The sequence below is a fragment of the Mesorhizobium sp. M6A.T.Cr.TU.014.01.1.1 genome, from assembly GCF_004022765.1.
Lineage (GTDB): Bacteria > Pseudomonadota > Alphaproteobacteria > Rhizobiales > Rhizobiaceae > Mesorhizobium > Mesorhizobium mediterraneum.
This window is the reverse complement of the sequence record NZ_RZPG01000008.1, coordinates 18,850-32,852: the sequence shown is the minus strand read 5'-3', so window position 1 is coordinate 32,852 and position 14,003 is coordinate 18,850. Positions and strand designations below refer to the sequence as shown.

Here is a 14,003-nt window from a genome sequence, read left to right as displayed (position 1 = left end):
CCGGCGTTCCCGAAAGTTCCAACCGCTTCACGACAACTGAGGGTCAGGCCGCCGCCCTGACCGGCTGCGTCGACTTCTTGATCGGAATGCGCACCGACACGATCGTGCCGGTGCCTTCGGTGGAGCGGATCTTCAAGGCGCCGCCCTGAAGCTCGGCCAACGAGCGTGAGATGGCAAGGCCAAGGCCGGATCCGGCATGGCTCTTGGAAAACTGGTTCTGCACCTGCTCGAACGGCCGCCCGAGCTTGCTCAGCGCCTCCTTCGGGATGCCGCAGCCATTGTCTTCGATCGTCAGGACCAGGGCGCTGGATGTGTTGCGGGCCCTTACCGCAATGCGGCCGCCCTGGCCGGTGAATTTCACCGCATTCGACAGGAGGTTGATGACGATCTGCTTGATTGCTCGGCGGTCGGCGAAAAGCGTCAGTGAATCGGGGATGCGTGTTTCGACAGTGATCGACTTTTCCGCTGCCTGCAGCGAGATGACGCGCACCGTTTCCCTCATCAGCGGGCAGAGGTCGATTTCCTCCTGATCCATCGAGAACTGGCCGGCCTCGATCTTCGACATGTCGAGGATGTCGTTGATGACGCCCAGAAGATATTTGCCGCTGCCGTTGATGTCGGTGGCATATTCCTCGTAGCGCGGCGAGCCCAAGGGCCCGAACAGCGCCTGTTCCATCAGCTCCGAGAAGCCGATGATCGCGTTGAGCGGCGTGCGCAGTTCGTGCGACATGTTCGCCAGGAACTCGGATTTGGCCCGGTTCGCGGCCTCGGCGCGCTCGGTTTCCTTCATGTATTCGCGATTGAGCTCGACCAGTTCGCGCGACCGCTCTTCCTCCGCCCGGCGGGCAAGGCTGAGGTCGTGGATCGTCGCCATCAGCCGGCGCTCGCTGTCTACCAGCTTCTCCTGGTGCAGCTTGATCTGGGTGATGTCGGAGCCGACCGAGACGGTGCCGCCGTCCCTGGTTCTGAGCTCATTGACCTGCAGCCAGCGGCCATCGGCAAGCTGCCGCTCGAAGGTCACGCCGCCTTGCTGCCCGTTGGTGTTGGCAAGCCGGCGCTCCGAAGCGAAGGCAAGCATGCGTTCCTCCAGAACGGCGCGCGAGGCGCCCGGCATCACGTCGCGATCCGACAGGCCGTTATCCTGTTGGTACTTGGAATTGCACATGATCAGACGCTGGGCGGAATCCCAGAGCACGAAGGATTCGTTGATGTTTTCGATGGCCGTTCGCAGGCGAAGATCCGCGGCCTCGGAGCGCAGCGCCAGGTGCCGCTGCTCGGTGACGTCGACGGCGATGCCGATCAGTTGGATCTCCGGCGCTTCCGGGTCGATCACCTGCGCCCTTGCGCGCATCCACACCCATTGTCCGTCGGCATGGCGCATCCGGAACACCTGGTCGATGTGATCGATCTCGCGTGCGACGATCCTGTTGGCAAGCTCGAACAGGTCGCCGTCCTCGGGATGGATGATCTCGTCGACCTCGCCGAACGACAGCATCGTGTCGCAGGGCTCGTAGCCCAGCATGTCGTACATCGAGCGCGACCAGTACATCTTGCCGCGCACCATGTCCCAGTCCCATAGGCCGCAGCGGCCGCGCACCAGCGCCATGTCGATGCGCTGGTGTGCTTCGAGATAAATACGGTCGGCGGCCTGGGCGCGCGCCGCCTGGCCGAAATAGGCGTAGAGGATGATGATCAGCACGCCGGCTGTCAGCACGAAGAGGGTGACGTTGAGCGAAACGGTCTTGCGCCACGTGTCGAAGACCGCTTCCTGCGGAACGAGTGCTGCGGCAGCGCCTTTTCCGCCACTTGCCAGGCTCACTGCCGCATACCAGTCCTGACCGCCGATGCTGACCTCCATGACGCCGGCGCGGTCGCCGAACATGAACAGCGGTTGACCGCCTTGGACGATGCCGTCGAGCGGTCGCCCCTCCCAGCGCGTCGATAGCGGTGTCACGGCAATGATCTTGAGCGCGCCGTCGGTGACCGCAAGCACGTGGCTTCGGCCCATGGCGCCCTGACGGCTAATGCCCTCCAACAGGTCCTGCGTCGCGCCCGGCGCCATCTTCGCATCGACGCTAATCGAACTGGCCAGTTGGCCCGCCGCGAGCGAGAGGATCGCCTTGGCGTCGCGTTCCACGTCGTCGCGCTCGTTCATCAGCGACAGGAACCGCAGCGCCGCGATGACGAGCAGGAAAATGATGATCAGGGCCGGTATCGATCGGCGCAACAATGGCTCGGCTGCCAGGAGCCGTCGGTAGGCGGGTTCGGCGATGAGCCGCGCATTGCCGGCGAGACCATCGCTTCTCGCCTCACGCCGCTCAAAAGCCGTCCCTCCGGGCGCGCCCCACGCGTCCGCCTTCGCCATAAATGGCTCTCCCCGATTTTGAATCTGCTTGACGATCCGGCGACGCCGCACTTCCGAATCTTCAGCTAAAGAATCAAAGGTGATTCGCCTTGTCCAGAGGCGCGGCGAAAAAAGATTAAAAATCGACTAAAATAATGGCTAAAGCCGCCGATCTCCCTCCCCCTTGAGGGGCGGGTGGCCCGTAGGGCCGGTAGGAGTCGTCGGCGAAGCGCTCCATCTTTGAATCAACGGTCGAGGCAGGCGGATCGGTCGAGGCCGCGCACTGCCGCAGCGACCCCACCCGTCCATCCGCCTTCGGCGGCTGTCCAACCTCCCCTCAAGGGGGAGGGATCACGCAAGAGTGCGCTCGACGATGTCCCGCAAATCAGCCGACAGGTTCTCGACATTGGCAATCGATAGCAGCGCTTCCCTTGCCTTGGCCTGCCGGGCAGGTTCGAGCGAGCGCCATGATCTGAGTGCCGTCGCCAGCCTGGCGGCCAACTGCGGGTTGCGCTTTTCGACCTGCAAGACCGTTTCGACGAAAAACCGGTAGCCTTCGCCGTCGGCGCGATGGAAGCCGGTCTGGTTGGCGCTGGAAAACGTGCCGACAAGCGAGCGCACCCGGTTCGGGTTGGCCATAGAGAAGGCCGGGTGGCCGGTCAGGGCGCGCACCGCATGAATGGTTTGCGGGCCTGGCACGCTGGCCTGGATCTGGAACCACTTGTCCATCACCAGAGGATCGGTCGCATATTTCGCTCCAAAGTCAGCCAGTGCCTTGACCGTCTCGGGCGAACCGCTGTGGCGGAGCGCAAGCACGGTCAATGCAGCGGCGCGGTCCGTCATATTGGTCGCGGACTGGAAATGCCGGGCCACAAGCGCCGCGCTTCCCGGCAGCAGCGAGAGATAGTCGAGCAGGATGTTGCGCAGCGCCCGCCGCCCGGCGCTCGCCGCATCCGGACTGAAAGCGTCCTTGTCGGCCAGTCGATCGTAGAGGCGGGAGAATATCTCGCTGTTGGTCTCGGTGATCGCGGCCGTCAGCGCCTCGCGGGCCGAGAGGATGGCATCGGGGTCGATGTTCTTGCCGATGTCACGGGCGATATCGGCTTCGCTCGGAAGCGCCAGAGCCAGCGCCCGATAGGCTGGCTCAAGTGTCTCGTCGCCGGCGATCTTGCCGGCAAGATCGGTCAACCGTGATGCGAAATTGGGCCGCTTGCCGCCAAGGACCTGGCGGAAGGCGGATATCAGGGAGTCGGTCAAAAGCGTGTTGAACGCCTGCCAGCGCGAGAAGGTATCGTCGTCATGGCCGGCAAGGAAGAACTGATCGTCGGCCTTCTGCTCGACGGAAAGCGTCACCGGCGCCGAGAAGCCGCGGTTGAGCGACACGGCTGGGCGCTCGGCAACGCCCGAGAAGCGCACCATATGCCGGCGCTTGCGGATGTGGATGACGCCGTCCTCGACGCTGGCGCCCTCGACGCCGCTATAGGCTATCGCTTTGCCATCGGCGCCGACCAGGCTGAAGGCCAGCGGAATGTGCATCAGCCGCTTGCGGCTTTCGGACGGCGTCGGCGGCACCGACTGCTCGATCTCGAGCGTGAATTCCTGGGTCGCCGCATTGTGCGTCGAACTGATCGTCAGATTGGGCGTGCCCGCCTGATGGTACCAGAGCGAAAATTGCGACAGGTCACGGCCGGACACATCCTCGAACACCTTGATGAAGTCCTCGATCGTCGCAGCCTCGCCGTCATGGCGCTGGAAATAAAGGTCCATGCCGGCCCGGAACGTCTCGGCGCCCAGAATGGTGCGGATCATGCGCACCACTTCCGAGCCCTTTTCGTAGACCGTCGCCGTGTAGAAATTGTTGATCTCGCGGTAGCGGCGCGGCCGCACCGGATGCGCCAGCGGCCCCTGGTCTTCGGGAAACTGATGCGCCCTGAGCGTGCGCACTTCGGCAATGCGTTTTACCGCTCGCGAGCGTTGGTCGGCCGAGAATTCGTGATCGCGAAAAACCGTCAGCCCTTCCTTCAGGCAAAGCTGGAACCAGTCGCGGCAAGTGATTCTGTTGCCAGTCCAATTGTGGAAATACTCGTGCGCGATGATCGCCTCGATATTGGCGAAATCGGCATCCGTGGCGGTCTCCTGGTCGGCCAGCACATATTTGTCGTTGAAGATGTTGAGGCCCTTGTTCTCCATCGCGCCCATATTGAAGTCGGACACCGCGACGATGTTGAAAACGTCGAGGTCGTATTCGCGGCCGAACGCCTCCTCGTCCCATTTCATCGACCGCTTCAGGGCGTCCATGGCGTAGCCGGCGAGCCGCTCCTTGCCCGGCTCGACATAGATGCCGAGATCGACCGTGCGACCGGATAGCGTGATGAAGCTGTCTGCGACTTTGCCGAGCGCGCCCGCCACCAGTGCGAATAGATAGGACGGCTTGGGGAAGGGGTCGTGCCAGACCGCATAGTGCCAGCCGTCGGCAAGTTCGCCGCTGCCCGCCGGGTTGCCGTTGGAAAGAAGCAGTGGCGCCTCGTGGCGCCGCGCCTCGATGCGCACCGTATAGACGGACAGGATATCGGGGCGATCGAGAAAATAAGTGATGCGCCGAAAGCCCTCGGCCTCGCATTGCGTGCAATAGACGTTGCTGGAGCGATAGAGGCCCATCAGGGCTTCGTTGTGTGCCGGCGCTAGCTCGGTTTCGATCAGGAGCTGGAAGCGGGGTGCTGCGGGCGGCGTGGTGATCGTCAGCTGATCGGGCGTGGCAAAAAAATCCATCGGCGCGAGTGTCCGGCCGTCGATTGCGATGCGGCTGAGCGTCAGGCCATCGCCATCCAGCACCAGTGGCACTGACGCCGCCACGCCGTCGCGGCGTTCGACCGTCAGTTCGGCGGTGACGCGCGTGGCTTCTGGCGACAGGCGGAAAGTCAGGCTGGTTTCCGGAATGAGATAGTCGTTGGGGCGATAGTCTTCGAGCTTGAAGACCTGGCCGGTGTCAGTGCGCATTCGGTGGGGTTTCCTGTCGATTCCCGCAGCGGCAAGTGGGTCCGCTGGTCTAAAAATTTGAAGCCCGCGCTCTTTACACGAAACCGTCACTCGACAAAACTGGCGCAATGCCTATTTCAGGCACTCGTTCTCCACATCATCGCGAGGTATCCATGACCGTGGTCACTCCGAAATTCGGCATGGGCGCATCTGTGCTGCGTCGCGAGGACCAGGCCTTCCTCAAAGGTCTCGGTCGCTATACGGACGACATCCAGCCGGCCGGCCTCCTGCACGGCTACGTCCTGCGCTCGCCGGTGGCCAAGGCAAGCTTCACCATCGGTTCGACCGAGGCGGCCAAGGCGGCACCTGGCGTCCATCTGGTGCTGACCGGTGCGGATCTTGCTCATCTCGGCAAGCTGAAATCCGGCGTCATGCAGAGGCAGCCGGACGGCACCAAGGCGCCGACCCGCGACATTCCGGTCCTTTGCCGCGACCGGGTCAATTATGTCGGCGACGCCGTCGCATTCGTCGTCGCCGACAGCCGCGCGCTGGCGCAGGACGCGGCCGAATTGATCGAGGTCGATTACGAGGGCGAGGATGCCGCCTCCGGCACCGCCACGGCGCTTGACGAAGGCACGCCGCTGGTTTGGCCGGAACTCGGCTCCAACCGCGCCTTCAGCTATCACATCGGCGACAAGGCGAAGACCGCGGCAGCATTCGCCGGGGCGGCGCATGTCACTCGCATCGAATTCATCAACAACCGGCTGGTCTGCAACTACATGGAGCCGCGCTCGGCGATCGGCGAGTGGAGCACGCAAGAGAACCGCTTCGTGCTGACCACGGGCTCGCAGGGCGTGCATTCGATGCAGTACATCCTGGCCGATGTGTTCAAGATCAAGAAGAACCAGCTGCGCGTCATCACGCCGGATGTCGGCGGCGGCTTCGGACCGAAAAGCTTCGTCTATCGCGAGCATCCGCTGGTGCTCGAGGCTGCCAAGCGTCTTGGCCGCCCGGTCAAATGGGCCGGCGACCGCACCGAGCATTTCCTCACCGATGCGCAAGGCCGCGACAATGTCGTGACCGCCGAGATGGCGATGGACAAGGACGGCCGCTTCCTCGGCATGAGGGTCGATCTCCTCGCCAATATCGGCGCTTACATCTCGCAATACGGCCCGTTCATCCCCTATATCGGCGTCACCATGTCGACCGGCGTCTACGATATCCAGGCGCTCGATGTTTCGGTGACCGGCCTTTACACCAATACCTGCCCGGTCGATGCTTATCGCGGCGCCGGCCGCCCGGAAGCGGCATTCCTGCTGGAAAAGCTCGTCGACGCCTGCGCCCACGATCTCAGCCTTCCCGTCGAAGAGATCCGCCGGCGCAATTTCATTCGGCCTGCGCAGTTTCCCTATCGCACCCAGACCGACCGCCTTTATGATACCGGCGAATTCGCAGGCCATATGGATCGCGCCATCGAACAGGCGGAGTGGCAGGCGTTCCCGGAACGGCTGGCGCAGTCGAAGGCTGAAGGAAAGATCCGCGGCATCGGCATGGCGACCTATATCGAGGCTTGTGCCTTTCCGGGCTCTGAGCCGGCCTTTGTCGAACTGAACGGCGACGGCACGGTGACGCTGAAGATCGGCACCCAGACCAACGGGCAGGGGCACGCGACCGCCTATGCGCAATTCCTCTCGGAAAAGCTTCATCTCGATATCGACAAGATCCAGGTCCGCCAAGGCGACACCGACGAGCTGAAGGCCGGCGGCGGCACTGGCGGCTCGCGCTCGATCCCTCTTGGCGGTGTATCAGCTTCTCGCGCGGGTGAGGATCTGGCCAACAAGATCAAGCGCATCGCCGCGGATGAACTGGAAGCCTCGGCCGGCGACATCGAATTGTCCAACGGCGTCGCCCGAATCGTCGGCACCGACCGCACGATCGATTTTTCGAGCGTCGCCAAGGCCGCCAAGAACCCGGACGATCTCAAAGGCTTTGGCGAGTTCGTGCAGGACGAATGCACCTATCCGAACGGCACCCACATCTGCGAGGTCGAGATCGATCCCGACACCGGCACGACGGAGATTGTTCGCTATACGATCGTCGACGATTTCGGCGTCACCGTGAACCCGATCCTGCTGGCTGGCCAGGTGCATGGCGGCGTCGTCCAGGGCATCGGCCAGGCGCTGACCGAGAACACGGTCTATGACGAGGACGGGCAGCTGTTGACGGCGAGCTTCATGGATTACGCCATGCCGCGCGCCGACGATTTACCGTTCTTCCATTTCGAGACCCGCAATGTGCCATCGACCACCAATGCGCTCGGCATCAAGGGGGCCGGCGAGGCCGGCACGATCGGAGCGACGCCGGCCGCGCTCAACGCGGTGACGGATGCGCTGTATCGCGCCTACGGCATCAGGCACATCGACATGCCGGCAACGCCGGCGCGCATCTGGGCAGCGATCCAGGAAGCAACTGCTAAGTGAGCCCTACAGATCATCCCGGCGGACACAACACGCTGACCGGGATCATGCTCAAGATCGTGTCGGTGGCGGTCTTTGTCGGCATGTCGTCCTGCATCAAGGCGGCGGGCACGGTGCCGGCGGGCCAGATCGTCTTCTTCCGCTCCTTCTTCGCCATCTTTCCTATCATCATCTTCCTGGCCTTCCAGGGAAAGCTTGGCACCGCATTTTCCACCAAACGCCCGCTCAACCACATTGCGCGCGGCGTTGTTGGCGTCTGCGCCATGGGCCTCGGCTTTTTCGCGCTGACGCGTCTGCCGCTGCCCGAGGCGATCACGCTGAACTACGCACAGCCGCTGCTGGTGGTGGTGTTCAGTTCGATCTTCCTCGGCGAAGCGATCCGCGTCTATCGCTGGAGCGCGGTTGCGGTCGGGCTGGTGGGGGTGGTGGTCATCTCATGGCCGGAACTGACGCTTCTTAGCTCGGGCGCAGCACTCGGCGATCAGGAGGTGCTCGGCGTCATCGCCGCCCTGGTCGCGGCCGCGATCTCGGCCGTAGCCATGCTGCTGGTGCGCAATCTCGTCCAGAGCGAGCCGACGGCAACCATCGTGCTGTGGTTTTCGGTGACGGCGAGCGTCCTGGCGTTGCTTTCGCTGCCGTTCGGCTGGCAGGCGCTGACACCGGTGCAGGCAGGCCTTCTGGTTGTGTCAGGCTTTTGCGGCGGGGTCGCTCAGATACTGATGACGGCAGCCTATCGCCATGCTGAGGCCTCGGTCGTGGCGCCCTTCGAGTACACGTCTATGATACTCGGCATAGCCGTCGGCTATCTTGCTTTCGGCGACGTCCCGACGGTTCATATGCTCATCGGCGGCCTGATCGTCGTTGCCGCCGGCATCTTTATCATCTGGCGCGAGCGCCAGCTTGGCCTCGAACGTGCGCGCACCCGACAGGCGACCCCGCCGCAAGGATGATCAGAACGGCTCGGCCCGCTCCTTCGCCAATCGCACCAGCACCGTCCTTGTCTGCTCATCGGCAGGGAAAAAGGATTCGATCGCCAGTTCCGACAGCGTCACGTCGAGCGGCGTGCCGAACACGGTGATCGTGCTGATGAACGACAGCACAGCATCGCCATGGGCAAGCCGCAGCGGGTGCACGATCGCGTTCGGCTCGACCGGCACCGGTCGTGCGCCGTTCAGGCCGGACGGATAGGTCCGAAGCTCGCGTTCCAGTTCGACCAGGACCGGGTCGCCTGAGGCGTCGTTCTGGTGTTTCAGCCGGTCGAGAAGATGCGCGCGCCATTCGGCGAGGTTGACGATGCGCGGCGCGACGCCACCCGGGTGCAGGCTGAGTCGCAGCACGTTGACCGGGGGCTTCAGCAAGGAGGGCTCGGCGACATTGGCCAGGAACGGGCCGATGGCGGCATTCGCCGACACCAGGTTCCAGTGCCGGTCGACAGCGAGCGCTGGGAAGGGCTCGTGCCCCTTGAGCACGATCTCGACGGCCGCCATCGCCGGCGCCAGCGAGGCATCGGTGAGCGAGCGCTCGCTGAAGCTAGGGGCAAAACCCGCGGCCAGCAGGAGCTGGTTGCGCTGCCTCAGCGGGATCGAGAGCTGCTCGGCCAGATGCAGCACCATGTCGCGCGAAGGTGCCGCGCGACCGCTCTCCACGAAGCTCAGATGCCGCTGTGAGATTTCGGCTTCCATGGCGAGATCGAGTTGGCTCATGCGCCGGCGCGTGCGCCATTCGCGAATGAGGCTGCCGGCGGAGGTCTGGGTTGCTGTCATGAGCGCATGACTAGGCCGCTACCGGATGTATTTCAATTACCTGGCAGGTTATGGCGCTTCTCCCGGCTTTGCGGGGCGAGGAAACGCTGGTCGTCAACCCAGCGCCCGCAGTTTCGCCTTCACCTCAAGGAAATCCCGCCACGCCAGCTTCTTGTGCGCGGGGGTTCTCAAGAGATAGGCCGGGTGAAGGGTCGGCATGGCGGGAATGACAATGCCGGAGGCGGTCGTGTGGACGCGCCAATTGCCGCGCAGCCGCAGGATCCCCTCGGTGACGTTGAGAAGCGTCTTTGCCGAGGGGCCGCCAAGGTTGACCAGCACCTTCGGATTGACCAGCTCGATCTGCCGTTCGATGAACGGCCGGCAAATCTCGGTCTCGTGCGGTGTCGGCGTGCGGTTGCCCGGCGGCCGCCAGGGGATGACATTGGCGATGTAAGCCGATGTGCGGTCGAGGCCGATCGCAGCCAGCATCCGGTCGAGCAGCCGGCCCGAGCGGCCGACGAACGGCAATCCCTCTATGTCCTCGTCGCGGCCGGGCGCCTCGCCGACCAGCATGACAGCGGCATTCGGATTGCCGTCGGCGAACACCAGGTTCTTGGCGGTGTACTTGAGATTGCAGCCGTCAAACGCCGCCATGTGCTGGCGAAGCTCGTCCAGGGTTGCGGCCGTCATTGCCAACTGGCGCGCCAATGCCGCTTGCGCTTCGTCGGGCACCGTCGCTGTGCCCGACGGCGCGCGCACCGCCGGTGCCGCAGCTTGCCTTTCGCCCATTTCGGCGCGTGAGACGCTGGTCGAGCGTGGCAGTGCGGCGCCTTTTTCACCAGTTGGCGGCGTAACCGTCGCTGGCGCCCGCTCAGGTGGCCTTGACGCAGCCTCGGCAAACCTGTTCACCGGCTCGTCTTCGAGCGCTTCATCGACGCCCGCGCTGGCGTAGAAGGTCAAAAGGTCGGCGATATCAGGTCGGTTGTCTCGGGGAACGGCAGTCATGCCTTCACATTCGGCCGCGCGGCAGGAATTTGCAAGTTCAGCTCGACGGTATACGGGGATCCTGCACCAGATAGAACGTCCAGCGCGGTGTGTAGTCGGTGATCAGGTAATCGAATTTTGCTGTCTTCAGCGGGTCGATCTTGCCGCTCTTGAACAGCAGCCGGTCATAGGGTTCGAAGTCGCGATCGAAATCGGCAAAGCTGCTCGACCAGATGTTGTCAGGCGTCTTGTTGCGCTGGTCGAATGACAGGCCGTCGCCGAACACGCTCGGCCGGTGGAGCACCTCCTGGAGCTCGAACTGGAACTCGACCCAGGCCTGGCCGCTGTTGTTGAGCACGTCGATGCGCATATACATGAGGCCGTTGGCAAATTGGCCCGCGGTGCCGAACGGCTGGATCGGCTTTGTCGTGCGGATAGTCAGTGTAACCGGCGTTGCCGAATTCAGCTCTTCGGTGATGACAAGCGGGTCCTCCTTTGTCCCGACGCCCGAGGCGCTGGTGATGCGGAAGCCGCCGAGCTCGTCGGAAAAGGAGTAGGCTCCGGCCGCCCAGACCCTTTGCGGCTCGGCATGGGCGCCAATGGGCGCCAGCGGCAAAAGGGCCAAAACGAGCGCCCGGCAAATCCGTCCGGGCGAGGAAAAAAAGCGCGTCGATGAAAAGCCAGTCGGCCCGTATATGCGCATGGCGCGAAGTATGGACGATAAGCAAGCCGTCGAACAATTAAAAACGTGAGGGCGACGGCTCTCCTTGGAAATGAGCCTGGCCCAGATCGATGTTCGGGTGGACCCCAAATCGCGATTTTGTAGTACGATGCGCGACTTTTTGACGAAATCGGCATTGTCACGTCAGCGCCGGTTTCGCGTCGCGAATTGATGCGCTATGCAGCGGATAAGCCAGCAAGATGCGCAAATGCGCTCGCATGACCCCAAAAAGTGAAATCACTTTTTGGAAAGGATCATGCGAAAATAAAAGTTGCCAGAGTGTCCTTTGCGCGTCCAATGGGCGCGCGGCACTCTGGGCAGTGAGGGGTTGATGAGCGAGATCGAACGCGAAAGCATGGAATTCGACGTGGTTATCGTCGGCGCCGGTCCGGCCGGCCTCGCCGCCGCGATCCGTCTCAAGCAGGTCAATCCCGAGCTTTCCGTCGTCGTCCTGGAAAAGGGCGGCGAAGTCGGCGCCCACATCCTGTCCGGCGCCGTCGTCGATCCGATCGGCATCGACCGGCTGTTGCCGGGCTGGCGTGACGAAGAGGAGCATCCGTTCAAGACACCGGTCACGGCAGACCATTTCCTGGTCCTCGGCCCCGCCGGTTCGTTCCATCTGCCCAACATCCTGATGCCGCCGCTGATGAACAACCACGGCAACTACATCGTTTCACTCGGCAATGTCTGCCGCTGGCTGGCGACCAAGGCCGAGGCGCTGGGCGTCGAGATCTATCCGGGCTTTGCCGCCGTGGATCTTATTTACAGTGACGAAGGCGCGGTCACCGGCGTTGTCACCGGCGATATGGGCGTCGAGAAGGACGGCACGCATGGCCCGGGCTTCGCGCCGGGCATGGCGCTGATGGGTAAATACGTGCTGATTGGCGAGGGCGCGCGCGGCTCTCTGGCCAAGCAGCTGATCGCCAAATACCATCTTTCCGACGGCCGCGAGCCCGGCAAATATGGCATCGGCCTCAAGGAGCTCTGGCAGGTCAAGCCGGAGAACCACCGGCCAGGCCTTGTCCAGCACTCCTTCGGCTGGCCGCTCGACATGAAGACCGGCGGCGGCTCCTTCCTCTACCATCTGGAGGACAACCAGGTGGCGGTCGGCTTCGTCGTCCACCTCAACTACAAGAACCCCTATCTGTCGCCGTTCGACGAGTTCCAGCGCTTCAAGACCCATCCGGCGATCAAGGGCACATTCGAGGGCGGCAAGCGGCTGGGCTATGGCGCCCGCGCCATCACCGAGGGCGGCTGGCAGTCGGTGCCGAAACTGTCCTTCCCCGGGGGCGCGCTGATCGGGTGTGCCGCCGGCTTCGTCAACGTGCCGCGCATTAAAGGCTCGCACAATGCCGTGCTCTCAGGAATGCTGGCGGCCGAGCATGTCGCCGAGGCGATCGGCGCCGGTCGCGGCAATGACGAACTGGCTTCTTACGAGGCGGCATGGCGGGCGACCGACATCGGCAAGGATTTGAAGAAGGTGCGCAACGTCAAGCCATTGTGGTCGCGCTTCGGCACCGTCGTCGGCGTCGGCATTGGCGGCCTCGACATGTGGCTGAACACGCTGTTCGGCTTTTCGCCCTTCGGCACGCTGAAGCACGGCAAGGCCGACTATGCGACGCTGGAACCGGCCGCCAAGCATAAGAAGATCGCCTATCCGAAGCCGGACGGCGTGCTCACCTTCGACCGCCTGTCCTCGGTGTTTCTCTCCAACACCAACCACGAGGAAAACGAGCCTGTCCACCTGCTGGTCGCGGATATGGATCTGCAGCAGCGTTCCGAGCACGATGTCTTTGCTGGGCCCTCGACACGCTACTGCCCGGCCAGCGTCTACGAATGGGTCGACAAGGATGGCAACGCCGCCGCCGATCCCGAGGCGAAGGACGTGCGCTTCGTCATCAACGCGCAGAACTGCGTCCACTGCAAGACTTGCGACATCAAGGACCCGAACCGAAACATAACCTGGGTGCCGCCACAAGGTGGCGAGGGACCTGTCTACCAGAACATGTAGCCTATCAAACGGCAGTCCGCCAGAATCGCCGCGTCGGTCTCGACCGTCAGTCGGTGAGGCCCGCTACATTTGCGGCCTCTAAAAAACGTTGAAGCGGCGCGGCGCTTGTGGTTCCCTTCCTTCCTGACCCGGAGAGATGACCATGCGCGTGGCGATCCTGACGTGCCTTGCAGCGATTGGCGCCTTGTGCGGCTTCGCACCATCGGCATCGGCTGACACGAAGGTGCTGGTCAAGACCCGGACCTACGACATATCAGGAACCACGGGCGCCGCCCTGATCGGGGCCATGGACCGCAAGGGTCCAAAGAGGCACGGCTTCATGACACACGCCATCGCGCTGACCGCCTATACCGTAAATTGGGACCTTGAGGTTCGCAGGGAGGGTGGTGTCTGCCATCTGCGGCAGGCCAATGGGACACTCGATCTCACCTACACCTTGCCCCGCATGGCCTCAGCCGCGACGCCGGCGCTTCAGAAGCGCTGGAAGCGGTTTTTCGCGGGCGTTCGTGCCCACGAGCATAGCCACGGCCGCATCGCCAGGACAATGATGCGGGCCACCGAGAAATCGATCACTGGATTGGAGTTCGCCGACAACTGGTTGTGCAGCAAGACGCACCGCGAGGCGAGGCGCCGGATCAAGGCCGTCTATGCCGAATACGAGGCGAAACAGAACGCCTTCGACGCGCGCGAGCATCGCGACGGCGGCCATGTCGAGCACCTCGTTGGTGCCCTGCGCAAGCAGTAGGCG

At 63.3% G+C, this 14,003-nt stretch carries 9 protein-coding genes; 4 read left to right on the top strand and 5 right to left on the bottom strand.

Features of this window, described 5'->3' with window-relative positions:
* Positions 1 to 43 precede the first annotated feature (43 nt).
* Positions 44 to 2,365: a PAS domain-containing sensor histidine kinase gene (locus tag EN885_RS10920; protein WP_126102915.1), complete on the bottom strand. Its 2,322-nt coding sequence runs from the start codon at positions 2,363 to 2,365 to the stop codon at positions 44 to 46.
* A gap of 330 nt (positions 2,366 to 2,695) precedes the next feature.
* Positions 2,696 to 5,341, bottom strand: coding sequence for an aminopeptidase N (gene pepN / locus EN885_RS10915; protein WP_128241950.1), 2,646 nt, complete (start codon positions 5,339 to 5,341; stop codon positions 2,696 to 2,698).
* Between the two features lie 152 nt (positions 5,342 to 5,493).
* Between pepN and EN885_RS10910 the strand changes: the two genes are divergently transcribed.
* Positions 5,494 to 7,800 carry a xanthine dehydrogenase family protein molybdopterin-binding subunit gene (locus EN885_RS10910; protein WP_128241949.1) on the top strand — a complete coding sequence of 769 codons (2,307 nt, stop codon included), beginning with the start codon at positions 5,494 to 5,496 and terminating at the stop codon, positions 7,798 to 7,800.
* Positions 7,801 to 7,844: 44 nt separating this feature from the next.
* Positions 7,845 to 8,747 (top strand): DMT family transporter, encoded by a 903-nt coding sequence (locus tag EN885_RS10905; protein WP_128242049.1) that lies wholly within the window; start codon positions 7,845 to 7,847, stop codon positions 8,745 to 8,747.
* On the opposite strand, the gene EN885_RS10900 is transcribed toward EN885_RS10905, so the two are convergent.
* The 3 genes from EN885_RS10900 to EN885_RS10890 form a co-directional block, all read right to left on the bottom strand.
* Positions 8,748 to 9,560: a helix-turn-helix transcriptional regulator gene (locus EN885_RS10900; RefSeq protein WP_128241948.1), complete on the bottom strand. Its 813-nt coding sequence runs from the start codon at positions 9,558 to 9,560 to the stop codon at positions 8,748 to 8,750.
* Between the two features lie 93 nt (positions 9,561 to 9,653).
* Positions 9,654 to 10,544 carry a uracil-DNA glycosylase gene (locus EN885_RS10895; protein WP_128241947.1) on the bottom strand — a complete coding sequence of 297 codons (891 nt, stop codon included), beginning with the start codon at positions 10,542 to 10,544 and terminating at the stop codon, positions 9,654 to 9,656.
* Between the two features lie 37 nt (positions 10,545 to 10,581).
* Positions 10,582 to 11,226, bottom strand: coding sequence for a hypothetical protein (locus EN885_RS10890; protein ID WP_127205172.1), 645 nt, complete (start codon positions 11,224 to 11,226; stop codon positions 10,582 to 10,584).
* Positions 11,227 to 11,575: 349 nt separating this feature from the next.
* On the opposite strand from EN885_RS10890, the gene EN885_RS10885 reads away from it, so the two are divergent.
* A complete protein-coding gene (locus EN885_RS10885) occupies positions 11,576 to 13,255 on the top strand; it encodes an electron transfer flavoprotein-ubiquinone oxidoreductase (RefSeq protein WP_128241946.1) in 1,680 nt (559 codons plus the stop codon).
* A 142-nt stretch (positions 13,256 to 13,397) separates the two neighbouring features.
* Positions 13,398 to 14,000, top strand: coding sequence for a DUF922 domain-containing protein (locus tag EN885_RS10880; RefSeq protein ID WP_127205174.1), 603 nt, complete (start codon positions 13,398 to 13,400; stop codon positions 13,998 to 14,000).
* Positions 14,001 to 14,003 lie beyond the last annotated feature (3 nt).